Annotated in this window: 10 protein-coding genes; 6 read left to right on the forward strand and 4 right to left on the reverse strand. The window is 75.0% G+C overall.

Annotated elements, in window-relative coordinates:
- The first annotated feature begins 107 nt into the window (after nt 1–107).
- The gene (locus tag ACZ6JS_RS09880) at nt 108–2,549 is read left to right on the forward strand and encodes a SpoIIE family protein phosphatase (RefSeq protein ID WP_469297126.1); all 2,442 of its coding nucleotides are present in this window, start codon (nt 108–110) and stop codon (nt 2,547–2,549) included.
- Nucleotides 2,550–2,666: 117 nt separating this feature from the next.
- Here the strand turns inward: ACZ6JS_RS09880 and ACZ6JS_RS09885 are convergent, their stop codons facing one another.
- Complete coding sequence (locus tag ACZ6JS_RS09885) at nt 2,667–3,647, reverse strand: serine/threonine-protein kinase (RefSeq protein WP_469297127.1); 981 nt, start codon at nt 3,645–3,647, stop codon at nt 2,667–2,669.
- A gap of 504 nt (nt 3,648–4,151) precedes the next feature.
- Between ACZ6JS_RS09885 and ACZ6JS_RS09890 the strand changes: the two genes are divergently transcribed.
- Entirely contained in the window at nt 4,152–6,683 is a 2,532-nt protein-coding gene (locus tag ACZ6JS_RS09890) for a class III lanthionine synthetase LanKC N-terminal domain-containing protein (RefSeq protein ID WP_469297128.1), read from the forward strand.
- Here the strand turns inward: ACZ6JS_RS09890 and ACZ6JS_RS09895 are convergent.
- The 3 genes from ACZ6JS_RS09895 to ACZ6JS_RS09905 all read right to left on the reverse strand — a co-directional run bounded on the left by ACZ6JS_RS09895 (nt 6,587) and on the right by ACZ6JS_RS09905 (nt 11,549).
- Nucleotides 6,587–9,562: an AAA family ATPase gene (locus tag ACZ6JS_RS09895; protein ID WP_469297129.1), complete on the reverse strand. Its 2,976-nt coding sequence runs from the start codon at nt 9,560–9,562 to the stop codon at nt 6,587–6,589. The two genes, ACZ6JS_RS09890 and ACZ6JS_RS09895, sit on opposite strands and share 97 nt — an antisense overlap.
- 197 nt (nt 9,563–9,759) lie before the next feature.
- Nucleotides 9,760–10,434, reverse strand: coding sequence for a response regulator (locus ACZ6JS_RS09900; protein WP_469297130.1), 675 nt, complete (start codon nt 10,432–10,434; stop codon nt 9,760–9,762).
- On the reverse strand, nt 10,422–11,549 hold the full coding sequence (locus ACZ6JS_RS09905) for a sensor histidine kinase (RefSeq protein WP_469297131.1): 1,128 nt from the start codon (nt 11,547–11,549) through the stop codon (nt 10,422–10,424). Before ACZ6JS_RS09905 ends, ACZ6JS_RS09900 begins: the two co-directional genes overlap by 13 nt.
- A gap of 345 nt (nt 11,550–11,894) precedes the next feature.
- Here ACZ6JS_RS09905 and ACZ6JS_RS09910 point away from each other — a divergent pair, with 345 nt between their 5' ends.
- The 4 genes from ACZ6JS_RS09910 (at nt 11,895) to ACZ6JS_RS09925 (ending at nt 16,966) form a co-directional block, all read left to right on the forward strand.
- Nucleotides 11,895–12,131: a hypothetical protein gene (locus ACZ6JS_RS09910; protein WP_469297132.1), complete on the forward strand. Its 237-nt coding sequence runs from the start codon at nt 11,895–11,897 to the stop codon at nt 12,129–12,131.
- 221 nt (nt 12,132–12,352) lie between these two features.
- Nucleotides 12,353–13,885 carry an alpha/beta fold hydrolase gene (locus tag ACZ6JS_RS09915; RefSeq protein ID WP_469297133.1) on the forward strand — a complete coding sequence of 511 codons (1,533 nt, stop codon included), beginning with the start codon at nt 12,353–12,355 and terminating at the stop codon, nt 13,883–13,885.
- Between the two features lie 76 nt (nt 13,886–13,961).
- A complete protein-coding gene (locus ACZ6JS_RS09920) occupies nt 13,962–16,211 on the forward strand; it encodes an MMPL family transporter (protein WP_469297134.1) in 2,250 nt (749 codons plus the stop codon).
- Nucleotides 16,212–16,219: 8 nt separating this feature from the next.
- Nucleotides 16,220–16,966 (forward strand): LmeA family phospholipid-binding protein, encoded by a 747-nt coding sequence (locus ACZ6JS_RS09925; protein WP_469297135.1) that lies wholly within the window; start codon nt 16,220–16,222, stop codon nt 16,964–16,966.
- The last annotated feature ends 7 nt before the right edge of the window (nt 16,967–16,973 follow it).

Below are 16,973 nucleotides of genomic sequence, written 5' to 3' on the forward strand. Positions count from 1 at the left end.
CGTTGGTGCTCCTTGCCCCGCCGGATGATGCTTGTCAGTGGGGCCCCTGGCCGTGCAGGTCCCGTGGGACGGCAGCGACGGATCTAGCGAGGGCGAGATGAGCGGCGATGGACCAACTTCCCACCTCCCCCGGTGAGCGGCCGGACCAGATCGGCGCCGTCCACGAGCCCGCGTACACGGCGACGGCCGCCGTCGACGAGCAGGGCGTCGTCATCGAGTGGGGTGAAGGTGCCGCTCGGCTGCTCGGCTACGCGTCCGCCGAGGTGGTGGGGCGGTCCGCCGCATTCCTGCTGGCCGATCCCGTCGGCGACGCGGCGCGCCGGATCCCGCCCGAGCAGGAGCGGTGGAGCGGGACCGTGGTGCTGCGGCACCGGGACGGGGGCCGCCTGGAGCAGGCGCTGCTCGCGCACCGCCATACGTCCACCGGCGGCGCGACCAAGTGGTACGTGGTGTCCGCGGTGGCCGGCGGGCGGGGCAGTGGCGGCTCCTCGTGGGGGGATCCGCTGCACGAGTGGTCGTTCGCCCAGTCCCCCTGCTTCCTTGCGGTCTTCGACTCGGACCTGCGGCTGGTGCGGGCCAACGCGGGCATGGAGCGCACGCTGTCCCTCACGGAATCGGAGATGGCCGGGCTGCGCCTGCCGGAGATCGCCCCGGACCCGGTGAGCGAGGAGACCGAGCACAGGATGCGCCTGGCGCTGGAGTCCGGCGAGCCGCAGCACATGGAGGCCTTCGTCCGCGCCACGGGCGTCAGCGCGGAGCACGGCTGGGCGACCTCGGTGGCCCCGCTGCGGGATCCGGACGGCCGGGTGCGCGCCGTGTGCCTCGCCGCGCACGACCGGACCGGGGCCGAGGTCGAGAAGCAGCAGATGTTCATGCCGGATGCCGCCGGTGCACGGATCGGCACCACCGAGGACAGCACCCGCACCGCGCAGGAGCTCGCGGACGTGGCCGTGCCGCGGCTCGCCGACTTCGCGGTCGTCGACCTGGTCGAACCGCTCCCCCGGCGCAACGACCCCGTCTCGGGCCCGCCGTCGGGTCCGGTCACCGTGTGCCGTACGGCCGTGCGCTCGGCCGTCGAGGGGAGTTCCGAGGGGCGGGTCGCGGTCGGCGAGACGGCCGTCTACCCTCCGCTGTCGCCGCCCGCGCAATGTCTGGCCTCGGGTCGCGGTGCCGTGTACGCGGCGACCTCCCCGGCGGTCGCCGAGTGGATGGCGCAGGACCCGGCGGCCGCCTGGCTCGGCGCGCACGGGGCCCATTCGATGCTGGTGGTGCCGATGCACGCCGACGGCGTCAGCCTCGGCGTGGCCGTGTTCGGCCGCCGCCGCAACCGGGAGCCGTTCCTTGCGCCGGACCTGTCGCTGGCCGAGGAACTCGCGGGCCGGGCGGCGGCGAGCATCCACACTGCCCACCGGTCCGCCCGGGAGCACACCAGCACCATGACGCTCCAGCGCAGCCTGCTCCCCCAGACGCTGCCCGACCACCCGGCGCTGGAGACGGCCTCCCGCTACCTGCCGGCCGGCAGCGAGGCGGGGGTGGGCGGCGACTGGTTCGACGTGATCCCGCTGTCCGGCGCACGGGTGGCCCTGGTGGTGGGCGATGTCGTCGGCCACGGCATCCGCGCCTCCGCGACCATGGGCCGGCTGCGCACCGCGGTGCGCACGCTGGCCGACGTGGACCTGCCGCCCGATGAACTGCTCACCCACCTCGACGACCTGATCATCCACCTGTCCGCGGACGAGGGGGGCCGGGAGGCCGTCGACGAGAGCGCCGGGGGCATCGGCACGACCTGCCTGTACGTGGTGTACGACCCCGTCACCCGGCACTGCACGCTCGCCCGGGCCGGGCACCCGCCGCCGGCGGTGGTCTCCCCGGAGGGGTCCGTGTACCTCCTCGACGTCCCGGCCGGTCCGCCGCTGGGCCTGGGCGGCCTGCCCTTCGAGACGCTGGACGTCGACCTTCCCGAGGGCAGCGTGCTGACCCTGTACACCGACGGGCTGCTCCAGCCCCGCGAGCGGGACGTCGACGAGGCGCTCGACACGATGTTCGCCGCGCTCGCCCAGCCCGCCTCCACCCTGGACACGGTCTGCGACCGGGTCCTGACGGCCCTGCTGACCCACCGTCCCGATGACGACGTGGCCCTGCTCGTGGCGCGGACGCGGGCCCTGCACGCCGACAAGGTCGTCGTGTGGGACCTGGCCTCCGATCCCTCCAACGTCTCCCAGGCCCGTCGGCGGACCACCGACCAGTTGGCGGAGTGGGGGCTGGAGGAGGCCTCGTTCGTCACCGAGCTGCTGGTCAGCGAGCTGGTCACCAACGCCATCCGGTACGGCGAGCCGCCCATCCAGCTGCGGCTGATCCACGAGAAGGACGTCCTGATCTGCGAGGTCTCCGATGCCAGCAGCACCGCTCCGCACATGCGGCGGGCACGGACCTTCGACGAGGGCGGGCGGGGCCTGCTGCTGGTGGCGCAGCTCGCCCAGCGCTGGGGCACCCGGCACGCTCCCGTCGGCAAGACGATCTGGGCCGAGCAGTCGCTCCTCGGGTTCTGAGGGCCGGGCGCAGGTTCCCAGGGCCGGACGCAGGTTCCGAGGCCCGGACGCGGCGCTGGGACTTCCCTTCCGGATGCCGGGTTGATCCGGTGAAAGGGCCTTGAGGGCTGTCCCGTACTAGCCCGCCGGGGTACGGAAGACGGGCAGGGCCCACTCGGGGGGCTCCGGCGGAGCTGCGGTCTCCTCCTGGCTGCGCCGGGGCCTCTGCTCCGTCGGGGGGCCGGCCTGGGTGGCGGCCCGCAGGGCCGCCACGAACTCCAGGCAGGAGCCGTACCGGTCCTCGGGAACCTTCGCCAGGGCCTTCGCGAAGATTTCGTCGGCGGCGGGTGCGATGTCAGGCCGCCGCCCGGTCAGGGGAGGCGGCGGGTCGTACTGGTGGGCCCACAGCAGTGCCGCGTCCTCCTCGCGCACGAAGGGCGGCCCGCCGGCGAGGGTCTCGTAGACGACGCAGGCCAGGCTGTACAGGTCGCACCTGCCGTCCACCGGCCGGCCGGAGATCTGCTCGGGCGCCATGTAGTCGAGCGTCCCGACAAACTCCCCCGCCGTGGTGAAGCCACTCAGCGACAGCGACTTCTTCGTCAGGCCGAAGTCCGTGAGGTAGATGTGCTCCGGGTGGTCTCGGTCGGGGCCGGCAGCGACCAGGATGTTGCCTGGTTTGACGTCGCGGTGGACCAGTTCGTGGTCGTGGGCGGCGTCCAGGGCGGACGCGACCTGGGCGGCGATCCGCAGGGCGGTCGTGACGGGCAGCGGGCCCTCCCGGTCCAGCAGTCCCCGCAGGTCCAGCCCGGGCACGTACCGCATGGCGATGTAGAGGACGCCGTCGGTCTCGCCGGCCTCGAAGATCGGCACGATGTGCGGGTGCTCGATCGAGGCGGCCACCCTCGACTCGTGGGTGAAGCGGCGCCGGAAGGTGTCGTCGCGAGCCCGCTCCGGGGCGATCAGCTTGATCGCGACCGTACGGTCCAGGCGCAGGTCCTTGGCGCAGTAGACGACGGCCATGCCGCCCCGGCCGATCATGCGCTCGACCTTGTATCCGGCGATCTGCTTGCCGACCAGCCCGGAGGGCCGGCCGGTGTACTGGCTCAGGTCGGCGCCCATCAGGCGCTCCCTTCCTCAGCAGGAATTCTATCCAGTGCTCCCACCGGACGCCCGGCGGAAAACCCGGTGGGTCCCCGACACGCCACCGGCTCGCGCGACGCCTTCCATACCACACCGCAGACGGTGCCGCCAGGGGGTGGACCACCACCATTCGGCGGGCGGCAGGACGGCGGGGCGATGGGTGGTGCCGGCGGGAGACATGGGTGGTCGGCGCCCATGCGCGCCAGGCGTGGATGGCGTTGAGTCGGGGGTGCCGATCGGCCGGCGCCAGTCCGACTCCAGCCGCGCATCCCGCGCATTCGACCCTTCGAGGAGGTGAACCGGGTGAGCGTACTCAAGCCCCAGAACACGGAGGCCCGCAGGACGCAGCGCGGCCCGGGATACCCGAACTGACCCGACGGATCCGGACGGGGGTGCTCCCCCGTGCCCCCGCCCGGATCCTGTCGCTCCCACCGGCCGCTGCCGGCGGCGCCCCGCGGACGATCACAGAGGCTGACAGCTCGGATGCGCAACGAACGATGGGTCCACCGCCCCCTGTTCACGTGGAACGACACGCTGTTCTTCGACCCTCTCGACGCCTTCCACGAGCCGGACGCCGACCACTTCCTCGCCGGGTTCGACGCGGCGACCCGCGCCCGGTTCGTCCGCCGCGGCGTCCGGTGGAGCCACCGGCACGACCCGGCCCCGCCGGAGCAGGGCTGGAAGATCCACATCTCGGCGGGGCACCGGCAGGTGCGCGAGATCGCCGCCTCCGTGGTCGGGCACCTGACGGCCCGCGGCACCGACTTCGAGATCGTCCTCGATCCCACCGTGTTCGCGGTTCAGGGCGGTCCGCTCGCCACCGTCTACCCGCACGACGTGGAGGAGTTCAGGAGCTGCCTGGCCGGTCTGGCCCGCCTCCTGGACGGGGTGGAGGGCCCGTGCGTCCCGTCGGACGTGCGTTACCGGGACAGCAAGGCGCTGTACCTGCGCTACGGCCCGTTCCACGCAGCCCGCACCGTCGACGTCCTCGGGCGCCGGCTGCCGCCCGCACCCGATGGGGCGCCCTGGCCCTTCGACGACTGGAAGCCGGCCGACGATGACCCGGGGGACGGCCTGCTCGGGGGCCGCTTCCGGGTCACCGACACGATCCGGTCCTCCCGCGACGGCGACGTCCACACCGCCGACGACACCGCGCACGACGACCGCAAGGTGCTGCTCAAGGAGGCCCGCCCCGACGCGGCGGACCGCCTCGGCCGCGAGTGGATGTTCCTGAACCTGCTGGCCGCCGCGGGCTCCTACCCGGCTCCCGTCGCGAAGTTCCAGCACGGCGAACACCACTACATCGCAGTCGAGTTCGTCGAAGGCACCGCCCTCGGCCGACTGCTGGGCGCGCACAACCCGCTGACGCGTCCGGGCTGCGGCGCCGAGCGGTCGCGGGAGTACCTGCGGGTCTTCCTGACCGTCTTGCGGGGGCTGGCGCGCGCGCTCCGGGCGGCGCACGACCGCGGCGTAGTCCTCGGCGGCTTCACCGCCTCGGACGTCCTCGTCGACCCCGGCACCTTCGAGGTGAGCATCGTCGGCCTGGAGGGCTGTCGGCTGACCGGGGCCGGAACGGGGGCCGGGAACACCTCCGGGATCGGCTCCGCGGGCGGCGGCGCGACCGAGGCCGGGGACCGGTGCGCCCTGGCCCGCGTGATGGCGGACCTCGTCCTCCCGGTCACGGCCATGTCGCATCTGCGCGAGGACCTCCCGGACCTGTACCGGATCTTCATCGTGGAGGGTCTGGGCTGGCCCGAGCGGGTCCACCGGCTGCTCGTGGACCTGGCGCGGGGCCGGATCGGCCTCGTCGGCCTCCTCGACGTGCTGGAGGACGAGACGGCGCCGCTCGGCAGGGTCGTGGCGACTCCGCCGCGCCACTCCGGCGAGGAGCGGCGGGAGCCGGGCGGGGCGCGCGCCGCGACGGCCGCTGTCGCCGCGTTCATCGAGGCCGCGGCCGACACCGGCCGGGACACCCTGTTCCCCGTGGACCCGTTCGCGCACGTCACGAACGCGCTCGGGCTCGGCTGCGGTGCGAGCGGCGTCCTGTGGGCGCTGCACTCCTGCGGAGTGCCCCTCCGGCCCGCATGGCGCGACTGGCTGCGCGCAGAGCTGGCAGGGATCGACCCGGCGCGGTACCCGGACGGCCTCATGAACGGCCTGGCCGGCATCGCGTGGGCGGCCGACGCGATCGGGCTCGGTACAACAGCCGGGGAACTGCTCGACATGGCCAACCGGCGCGTGGCGGAGAGGGGCGACCACGGCTTCCACCACGGCCTCGCCGGGGTGGGCATGACGAACCTGCACTTCTTCCTGCGCGGCCGCGCCCCGCGTGCCCTCGCCGCGGCGCAGCACTGCGCCGGTGCGCTGCACGACACGGCGCAGCGCGTCGAGGGGCAGGCGTACTGGCTGACCGGGTCCGGCGCCCGGGGGCCGCTGACCGGGCTGGGCTCGGGGCAGGCGGGCGTCGCGATGTTCCTGCTGAGGATGCACCAGGTCTCGGGCGAGGAACGGCACCTGGCGCTCGGGCGGGAGGCGCTCGCCTGGGAGACGGCCCGCGCCGCGGCGAGCAGCGCGCAGGGGAGCACGGATCGGTCCGTGGAGGCGGGCTCGGCGGGCCTGGCGAAGGTGCTGCTGCGCTACGGGGACCTGGCCGCGGCCCGCGATGTCCTGCGGGGACTGGACCTGCGGTACTCGGCGCGGCCCGGGTACGCGACCGGGATCTGCGGGATCGCCGACGCGCTGCTGGACGCGGCGCAGTTCACCGGCGACCCCGCGTACCGCCGCACGGCGCTGCGGCAGCTCGACTTCGTCAGGCGGGTCTTCCTCTTCGAGCCCTCCGAACGCTTCGGTCTGCGCGACACCGGCGGCCGGCCCCTGCTGGGAGTGCCCGGTGAGGGCCTGCTGCGCTGCTCCACCGACTACCTGACCGGCTCGGCGGGTGTGCTGCGGGTGCTCCACCGCGCCGGCTCCGGCGGTACGGCCGACTTCCTGCTGGACGAGGTCGGGCCGCCCTGAGCGGCGGGACGTCCACCGCTCGTCCGGACGAGGTCGCGGGAGGCGGTGGCGAAGGCGCGGCGGTTCGGGTGGCCGGTCTTGTGGAGGACGTTCGCCACGTGCTTCTCGACGGTGCGCAGGGAGATGTGCAGCCGGCCGGCGATGTCCTTGTTGCTGATCCGTTCGGCGACCAGCCGGGCCACTTCGAACTCGCGGACGGTGATGCCGGAGCTGCGCAGGTCGGGCGGCACCTGTTCGGTGCCCGTGCGGCGTTGCCGGACGGACGCGCCCATCTCGCGCAGCAGGGCCCGGCCGGCGGCTGCGACCGGGTGGAGGCCGGCGCCGTGGAAGTACTCCTCGGCCTCGCGCAGCCACTCGACCGGCGCACCCCAGCCGTGCTCGAAGGCCGTCCGGGCCACCAGCCGCATGCCCAGGCGGCGGGCCATGGGGTACGGCGCGGCAGCCGCGAGCGCGTCGGCCGCGACGGCCGCCGCCTGCTCGCGGCGCCCCTCGCGGCCGAGCAGCACGGCGTGGGCGAGGCCCGCGAACTGGCGGTTCCAACGGATTCCGCCGGCGCCCGTCCGGGGGGTGCCGGGGCAGTGCCGGCGGCCGATGCGTCCGGCCAGTACGCCGAGCAGCACGACGATGCCGTGGCGGCCGAAGTCCGCGGTGGACGGGTTCTCGGTGTCGTGGGCGAGCGCCTGGGCGAACTCCGCTTCCGCGGCGTCGTGCCGTTCCTCCAGCAGTGAGCAGAAGGCCCGGGCCGCCCCGTACGCCATGGCGCGCAGGCCGGGCGCGGCGTCGAGGAGCGGCTCCAGCCGTTCCAGCGCCCCGCTCATCTCGGCGCGGCGTCCCTGGTGGGCGTACCGTACGGCGTCGGCGAGCCGGAGCATGGCGAGGGAACGGCCCAGTCCGAACTCGGACGCCTCGGCCGCCCCCTCGATGATCCCGTCGCGGGCCTCGTCGAAGGCGCCCCGCCGGATCCGTTCCATGGCGAGGGCGAAGCCCGCCTCGTGCGCCGGCGGCAGGAGGCCGCTGCGGTGGGCGTCCTGCCGGGCCTGCTCCAGGCGGGTCGGCTGCTCGTCGTGGGCGGCCGCGGTGATGGCCAGCTGCACCTCGGCCGCCGTGCGCGGTACGGGGAGCCGGTGGGCGAGGGCGATCGCGCGGGCCCGCTTGAAGTGTGCGTTCGCCGCGGACTCGTCCTCGGACCGGGCGAGTTGCCCGAGCAGCAGCAGGGCTTCGCACGCCGTGTCGGGCCGGTCGTCGCCGAGTGCGGCGTCCACCGCGCGGCGGGCGAGCCGGGCGGCGGTGTGCAGCCGGTCGGGGGCGAGCCTGCCGAGCTCGGCTTGGGCGGCGGCGAGGTCCACGAGGGCGGTGTGGCCGTCCGCGCGGTGGTCGCCGGGGAGCAGCGTGCGGGCGGTGTCGAGGTGGCGCAGGGCTTCGGCGGGGCGGCCGGTGAGGGTGGCGATGCCGCCGAGCCGGGCGTGGATCCCGGCGCGTCGCGCGGCGGGGATGCCGTGGTCGAGGGCGGGCGGGTCGGGTAACCGGTCGATGCGGCCCGAGCGGGCGGCGGTGTCCAGCAGCAGTTCCAGCACCGTGGCGTGCAGTTCGGGCGCGGTGCCTGCTTCGAGGAGGGCGTGGGCCCGGGTGAGCAGGGCCGGGGCGCGGTCCGGGGGCCCTTCCGGGGCGTCTTCGTCCATCGTCCGCTGCGCCGCTTCGCAGTAGAGGCGGGCGGCTTCGCGTGCTTCGCCGGCGTGCTCGTGCAGCCGGGCTGCGTGCGCGCGCCAGGCTCCGGGCAGTCCCGGGTGGAGGTGGGCGAGTGCGCGCGCCGCGCGGCGCGCGTGCCGGGCCCGTTCGCCCGGCCCGAGGTCTTCGAGGAGCGTCTGGCCCACCAGCGGGTGGCGGAAGGCGTACCACTGGGTGCCCGGCCCGTCCGGTGTGATCAGGCACGAGGCGAGGGCGGCGCGCAGGGCCTCGGACAGGGCCGTGTGATCGGCGCCAAGCGCGTGCTCCAGGACCGGCAGGGGGAAGCGTCGGCCGAAGAGGGCCGCCATGGCCAGGAGCCGCGTGCCGAGGGGCCCGAGCGCTTGGGTGCGGCGCCTGACGTCGTCGGCGACGGTGGCGGGTACGGACGGGGCCGGGTCGCCGCGGTGGGCGGGGCGGGCGACGTGGTCGTGGACGAGTTCCTTGACGACGAACGGGATGCCTGCGCTGCAGGTCACCGCACGGTGGAGGAGGCCGGGGCAGACGTCCGCCGGTGCGGCGTCCAGCTCGGCCGCGACGAGGAGGCGCACCTCGGGGTGGGTGAGGGGGGTCAGGTCGAGGATGTCGGCCGCTTCCCGCTGGCGGGCGCGCAGGGCCAGATCGGTGGCGGCGCGGGGGGTGCTGCCCGCGACGAGCAGGAGCAGGGCGGGCTGTTGCCCGATGTTGTCCAGGAGGTACTCGACGACGGCCAGGGTGTCGGCGTCGGCGTCGTGGAGATCGTCGAGGACGAGCAGGCAGCCCCGCTGCCGGCCGACGGCGGCGAGCAGGCGCAGCACGGTCTCGGCGACCGCGATGTGGGAGGCGGCACGCCCGCCGGCGTCCGGGTCGTGTCCCGACAGGCGGGCCATGACGGGGCCGTAGGGGCCCAGTTCCCCCGGGTCGGGCAGCAGGCCGGCGCGGGCGAGCAGGAGCAGCGCCTCGACGAGCGGCCGGTAGGGGACGGGCGGGCCGACGGTGCTGGCCCGCCCGCGTACGGTGACCATGTCCGCCGAGGCGGCCGCGTCGAGGGCCGCGGTGGCGAGACGGGTCTTGCCGATGCCGGGCTCGCCGGTGACGAAGAGGGCTCCGCCCCTCCCGGACCGGGCGGCGGCCAGCGCGGCCGCGACCCGCTCCGTCTCGGCCGTGCGCCCGATCATTCGCGCCCGCTCCTGGTGCGGGCCGCGGCCGCGGCCTGTGGCGGTGCGGTCTTCGGCCGGCCGTACAGGCCGTGCCGGCCGGAGTGCGGTCACCGGCTCGTCCCCTTCCCGGCGGGCCGTCCGGGGCGCCGCCGGGTCGACGGTACGGGGGCGGGCGGTTTCCCTGTAGCCGTCCGTTTGGGGGGCTTGCGCGGGGGTCAGCCCCCGTCGAGGCTGTCCTCCCGTACCCGGAGGGCGAGGTCGAGCTTGGTGTGGGTGGGGCGGCCGGCCTGCTGGTACTTGGCTTTGACGCGGTCCAGGTAGTCCTTGGCCGTGTGGACGGTGATGCCCGCGCGCCGCGCTGCGGACTTGAGGGTCAGGCCGGACGCGTAGTCGAGCAGGATCTGCCGTTCCCGGGGCGAGAGGCGGGGGCGGGCGGGGCTGTCGTCGTAGGCGCAGGCGAAGGCGAGTTCGGTGGAGTGGGCGCCCCGGCCCTCCGCGAGGTCCTTGACGGCGGCCACCAGGGTCGGCAGGTCGTGGTCCTTGGTCAGGTATCCGTCGGCGCCGGCCCGGATGGCCTCGATGATCCGGGAGCGGTCCGGCACGGTGCTGATCATGAGGACGCGGCTCCCGGTGCGCAGCACCCTGCGGATGTTGTCGGCGGGGTCCGAGCCGTCTCGCAGGACGAGGTCGAGGAGGACGACGTCGGCCGGGGGCGCAGCCGTGCCGTCGGGGCCGTCGGGGCGGTACGGGGCCGGGTCCGCGAGGAGTTCGCCGACGGTGCCGGCGGTCGCGACGAGCCGCAGGTCCGGTACGTCGCCGAGCCAGGCCCGCAGTCCGTCGCGGAGCATCCGGTCGTCGTCGACCACCGCGACCGTGATCACCCGGGCCATCTCAGCTCCACGCGTACTCCCTCGCCGGGGGCGGTGTCCACGGTGGCGCGGCCGCCCGCCTCGGTCATCCGGCCGTGGACAGAGCCGCGCAGGCCGAGGCCCGGCTCGCACCGGGCCGGGTCGAATCCGGGGCCCCGGTCGACCACGGTGACGACGGCCCCGCCGCTTCCGTCCGGGTCGCCGGTGGCGGTGAGGTAGGCGTGGCCGGTGCCGGCGTGCCTGCGTACGTTGTTGAGGGCTTCGCGTACGGCGTGGCCCAGGGCGGCGGCGACTTCGGGCGGCACCCGGGGCAGGGCGTGGTAGTGGGCGGTGACCCGCAGTCCGAGGCTCTCCACGGATCCGACGGCCTCTTCCAGGGCGGCGCCGATCTCCCGGTGGGGGGTCTCGTCGGCGGTCTGCTGGATCAGGCGGCGCAGGTAGGCGGCCTCGCGGGCGCACCGCTGCCGTACCTCGGGGGCGTTGGCGTCGACGGCGCCGGCCGCCAGGGTGGTCAGGGTGGCCAGGACGGTGTCGTGCAGGGCGCGGTGGTGTTCGAGGCGTTCGGCGTAGCGCGCCTTGTGTGCTTCGGCGGCCAGGGCGCGGGCGTTGGCCTCGTCGAGGAGGCGGCCCTGGCGGAGCAGGTACCAGCGGAAGGCATAGGTCATCACGGCGGACGACACCAGCGAGTTGAGGTGGCCGACGATGACGGCGGGGGTGGCGCCGACGGCCTGGTAGCCGATGAAGTGGGTCACTACGAGGAGCGCCACCACGGCGAGGGCGTGGAGGCGGTCGAGGGCGATGGCCGCGGTGGCGCTCGCCGATCCGCCGAGCAGCATCGCCCAGGCGATGGTGGGGGGTTCGCGCACGCCTCCCCAGGCGCACAGGGCCAGGGGCAGGAGGCATCCGGTCACGATGACGTCGGCCCAGATGTGCCGCCGGTCGAACCGGCCGCGGCGCAGCGCCGATCCGTAGGTGAGTGCGCTCAGGCCCAGGGCCGCGGCGAGGCCGAGGTGGTGCAGCGGGAGGTGCCACGGGCGGTGGGCGACGGCCATGACGGCGACCGTGAGGTGGCTGCCCCGGTAGAGCAGGGTGGCCACGATCAGGAAGGACTGGGCCCGGTGCGTCCCCGACCGCACGGAAGCCGTTGCGCGCAGTGCTCGTATGCGGCGTAACTGTAAGGACTGCAACGCCAGGACCACTCCTCCCCGAACCGTGGGCGGCGCGACGTCCCCGGGGGTGTGCCGTATGGGACGGATGTGCCGCGAAGCCCGCAATTGCCAGTGACACCAGGCATTTTGCCCCAGCGGGCGCTCTCCAGAAAGGCACGTCCCGGACGGCCGTACCCGCCCGAGGCCGATTTCACCGCCCGGCGGCCGATCGCCGGGCAAGGTCAGGCGGGCCCGGCAGTGCGGAACGGGTGCCGGCAGACGGCGGGCGGGATCCCGGCGATCCGCCTGAACTGGCGGCGCGGGGTGGTCGCGGTGCCCATGCCTGGCGAGGGCTACCGTCTCGATGCTCTCATCGGTGGCCTCCCGCAGCTCCTGGGCCGGGCGCGCGCACGGGGTGAGGAGTCACCGCACCGGCGTCCGTCCGGCCACCGCCCGGAACTGGCGGCGGCGGCCCGGCGCGTACTGTCCGGGCGCACGCACGCCTCGGGGGCCGCCTCGGCCGGTGCGGTGTCCGACGCGCCGGACTTCCTGCGGGCGCTGGCACCGTAGGTGTCGGTGCAGATCCCGCACTGACGGGCGGGCGGTGGGGACAGCCGTACTCCGCTTCGGGGGACAGCCGTAGTGAGGGGACGCCTCCCCCGCCCCTAACGTCCACGTGTATGACACATATGACACGTGGACGACAGGGCGGGAAGAGCGGGCCCTTAGCACCGGGGCGGCGGCGCGGGCGCGGCCGGTGGTACGCGGTCGGGCCCACCCTGGCCGCGACCGTGGTGGCCGCCTGCGTCCCGGCGGCGTACGCGGCGGCGGCCGCCCCCGCGCAGGGCGCCGGGGACGGACTCGACCGCTACCACCGCCAGCGCCTCGCCTGGGGGAGCTGCGTGACCGGCCCGGACGACACGGCGGGCCGCGACCTGGACCGGGCCGGCGTGAGCTGCGCCGACGTGACCGTCCCGCTGGACTACGCGGACCCCGGCGGCCGCACGATCACCGTCGCGGTCTCCCGGCTCGAGGCCACCGACACCCGCCGGCGCATAGGCGCCGTCCTCCTCAACAACGGCGGGCCCGGCGGCACCGCCGTCGAGTCCCCGCCGCACATCCGCAAGGCGATGAAGGAGGTCGGCGCGCGCTACGACATCGTCGGCTTCGACCCGCGTTTCGTCGGCCGCAGCACCCCGCTGGACTGCGGCTGGCCGGTCGGTACGGCGTGGTTCTCGGCAGGCTCCGGCCGGGCCGGCTTCGACCGGCAGGTCGCCCTCCAGAAGGACCTGGCCGACAAGTGCCGCGCCGCGGGCGCCTCGGTGCTGGCGCACATCAGCACCCGCAACACCGCCCGCGACATGGACGTCATCCGCGTGGCGCTCGGCGAACGGAAGATCTCCTACCTGGGCTACTCCTACGGCACCTACCTGGGCACGGTCTACACCCAGATGTTCCCCGGCCGCTACGACCGGGTCGTCCTCGACGGGGCCGTCGACCCCGGCGACTACAAGGCCCGGCTGCTGCAGGGCGCCGAACCCGAGAACGAGCGGGCGCTCTCGGACTGGGCCGCCTGGGCTGCCGGCCGCCATGACGTCCACGGACTGGGCCGCACCCGCGCCGAGGTCCTCGCCACCGTCGAGGGAATCGTCGCGGCGTCGGCACGGGGACCGCTGACCGTCGGCGCCGCCCCCGAGGTCTTCCGGCTCGACGACACCCAGGTCCCGCTGGTCCTCTTCATGGGGATCGCGGACGACACCGACCAGGCGCGGACCGCCCTCGCCGAGCAGGTGTCGGCGCTGGCGAAGGCGGCGCGGGGCCGGCCCGCGCCCCTGTCGCCGGACTTCGCCCGACTGCTGCGGTACGCCCTGACCGGCGAGCAGGCGGCGACGGGCGGCGTCCAGGCTGCGATCATCTGCGGGGACGTCGGCGCCCCGCGCGATCCCGAGGTCTACTGGCGCGACATCGAGCGCAGCCGGGCCGTGCATCCGCTGTTCGGGCCGCTCACCGGCAACATCAACCCGTGCGCCTTCTGGGACCGGTCGCGCGAGGAGCTCACCCGGGTCCGCCGGGACGCAGCCGTGCTGATCGTCGCGGCCACGGGGGACCCGCGCACCACGTACCGCAGCAGCGCCGGGCTTCACGCGCTGCTGCCGAGTTCGAAGCTGATCACGCTGGAGAACGCGAACCGGCACGGGCTGTACGGCGAGTACGGCAACGGCTGCGTCGACGACGAGGTCAACGCCTATCTGGCCACCGGGAAGCTGCCGAGGGAGGACCGGACCTGCGGCACCGCTTCTTCTTCCTCCTCCCCCTCCGATTGACATTCTTGCACTCCAAGTGCAAGCGTAAAGCTGCACGATGAGTGCAATATGTTGTCATCGGATCACGGAGGCCCGGATGTTCCTGACGCTGGGGCGCTGGTGCGCCCTTCGGCCGAAACGAGTGATCGGGGCCTGGGTGCTGCTGCTCCTGCTGCTCGGCGGCGCCGTCATGACGTACGGCCGCATGACCAGCGAGGCGGTGGCCATCCCGGGCAGTGACAGCCAGGCGGCCCTCGACACGGCGGCGACGGCCTTCCCCGGCCCCGCCTCCGGCAACCAGCCGCTCGTCCTGCACACCGGGCCCGACGGCCCGGCCCTGACCGGCGGGAGCGCCCGGGACGCCGTCGAGCGCAGCGCCCGGGCCATCGCCCGGGTGCCGCACGTCGTGCGCGTCACTTCGCCGTACGAGCGGGCCGGCGCCGCCGCGATGAGCGGGGACGGCCATACGGCCTACCTCTCCGTCGGCCTCGACGTCACCGGCCGCGACATCACCCCCGAGCTGGCGGAGCGGATCACCGACGCCGCCGGACCCGCCGAGGCGGCCGGTGTCGAGGTCACCCCGGGCGGCGACCTGGCGGCCGCCGTGGACCGGCCGGACACCGGACACAGCGAGCTCATCGGGCTCGGGGCCGCCGCCGTGATCCTCTTCGTCGGCTTCCGGAAGGCGGCCGCTGCCGGGCTGCCCCTGGCCATCGGCGTCACCGGACTCATCGCGTCCCTGGCCGCGATCGGCCTGGCCGGACACCTCATGAACATGCCGTCCTCCGGCACCACCATCGCCGCGATGATCGGCCTCGGCGTGGGGATCGACTACACGCTGTTCTGCCTCACCCGGTTCCGGGAGTTCCGCGGCCGGGGTGTGCCGGCCGCCGAGGCTGCCGCCCTGGCCACCGCCACCGCCGGGAAGGCCTCCGCCTTCGCCGGATGCACCGTGATCGCGGCGCTGGCCGGGCTCGCGCTGGGCGGGCTGCCGCTGCTGCGCGCCCTGGCGCTGGCGCCCGCGATCGCGGTGCTCGTCGCGATGGCCGCGACACTGACCCTGCTGCCCGCCCTGCTGGGCCTGCTGGCCCGGTTCCTCGGCGCCGCCCGGGAGGAGGGCGCCGCGCAGGACGGGACGGATCCGGCCGCCCCCGCGGGCCGCGGCTGGCAGCGGGTCGCCGAGCACGTCACGGCACGCCCCTGGCGCCACCTCCTCGCCGGCCTCGCCCTGCTCCTGCTGCTCGCCGTCCCCGCCACCCAGCTGACGTTCGGGCAGCTCGATGCCGGCGACAAGCCCGTCGGGTCGGCCAGCCGCACCGCCTACGAGCGGCTCTCCGACGCCTTCGGCCCGGGCGTCAACGGCCCCCTCCAGGTGACCGACACCCTGGCGGCGCCCGCGACCGGCCCGCAGGACGCCCGGGTCGCCGAGGTCTCCGCCGCCCTGGCCGCCACCCCCGGCGTGGCCTCGGTGAGCCCGGCCCAGCTCACCCCCGACGGCCTTACCGTCCGCTGGCAGGTCACGCCCGCCACCGCCCCCGGCGACCCCGCGACGGCCCGGCTCGTCGACACCCTGCGCGCGGACACTCTGCCCGCGGCCACTGCCGGCGGTGGGGGCAGCGCCCACGTCGGCGGGGCCGCAGCCGCGGTCACCGACCTCAACGACCGCCTCGCGGACCGGCTGCCCACCGTGATCGCAGCCGTGGTGCTCGTGGCCGGACTGCTGCTCCTGGCGGCCTTCCGCTCGCCGCTCCTCGCGGTGAAGGCCGCCGTGCTGAACCTGCTGTCCGTGGCCGCCGCGTACGGGGTGCTCACCGCGGTGTTCCAGTGGGGCTGGGGCGCGCCGCTCATCGGGCTGGAAGGGCCGGTGCCCGTGCCCGGCTATGTGCCGCTGGTGATGTTCGCCGTCCTGTTCGGGCTCTCCATGGACTACGAGGTGTTCCTCCTGACCTCGGTGCGCGAGAAGTGGCTGGCGAGCGGGGACAGCCGGCAAGCGGTGGTCGCGGGCCTCGCCTCGACCGGCCGGATCATCACCTCCGCCGCTCTGATCATGGTGAGCGTCTTCCTCGCCTACCTGCTCTCCGACGACCCGGTGGTGAAGATGTTCGGCACCGGGCTCGCCGCGGCAGTCGCCCTCGACGTCACCGTCGTACGGGGCCTGCTGGTCCCCACCACCATGGCGCTGCTCGGGGACCGCGGCTGGTGGCTGCCCCGGCGGCTCGACCGCATCCTGCCCGAACTCGACATCGAGGGCAGCTCCCACACCCTGCCGGCCCCGGGACCCGGGGGCCGCCCCGCTCCCGAAGCCGACCGGACCGCCACCGCCATCAGCCCCCTGCCCACCCGGTGAGGTTCCGCATGCCCCCTCGCACCACACCCCGCCCCGGCAGCGCCGCGGGCCGCCGCCCGGCCGGGCCCCCCGCCCGCCCGGCCCGTACCCGGCGCCGCCGCGCCCTGATCGCGTCCGCGCTGGCCGGCGCGGCGCTGCTCGCGCTGCCCGTCACCGACTCCGTCGCGCGCGGCCTGGCCGAGGAACGTCTCGCGGACCGGATCAGCCTGCGGCAGAAGAACCTCGCCGGACGTCCGGACGTCTCCATCGAGGGGCTGCCGTTCCTCCTCCAGGCCGCCCGCGAGACCTACCCCGAGGTGCGGGTGCGGGCCGACGCGAAGACCGACCGCGGCAGCCCGGTCAAGGCAGACATCACCTTCGGCAACGTCTCCCGCGAGGGCGAGGGCTACCGGGCGGACTCGGCGTCGGCCCGCTTCACCGCCCCGTACGCCTCGCTCGGCGACGGGCCGGACGGCGACACCCGGGTCTCCGACGCCGGCAACGGCCAACTCCTCATCCGGCGCAGCGTGCTGGGCGCGCCCCTGGTGCTGACGGCGGGGGTCGAACTCCACGACGGCGTCGTCTCACTGCGGCCGACGGGCGCCTCGGTGGCCGGCCGGGCCCTGGATCCGGCCAGCCCCCTCATCGCGCAGGCGCTCGCCCGGCAGACCCGGACCCTGCCCGAACTGCCCCTCGGCCTGCGGCCCTCGGGCGTGTCCGTGGGCGCGGACGGCGTGACGGTCACCGCGCGGGCCGAGGACGTCACCCCGGCCTGAGCCGGGC

The organism is Streptomyces sp. NPDC046349, assembly GCF_055587885.1.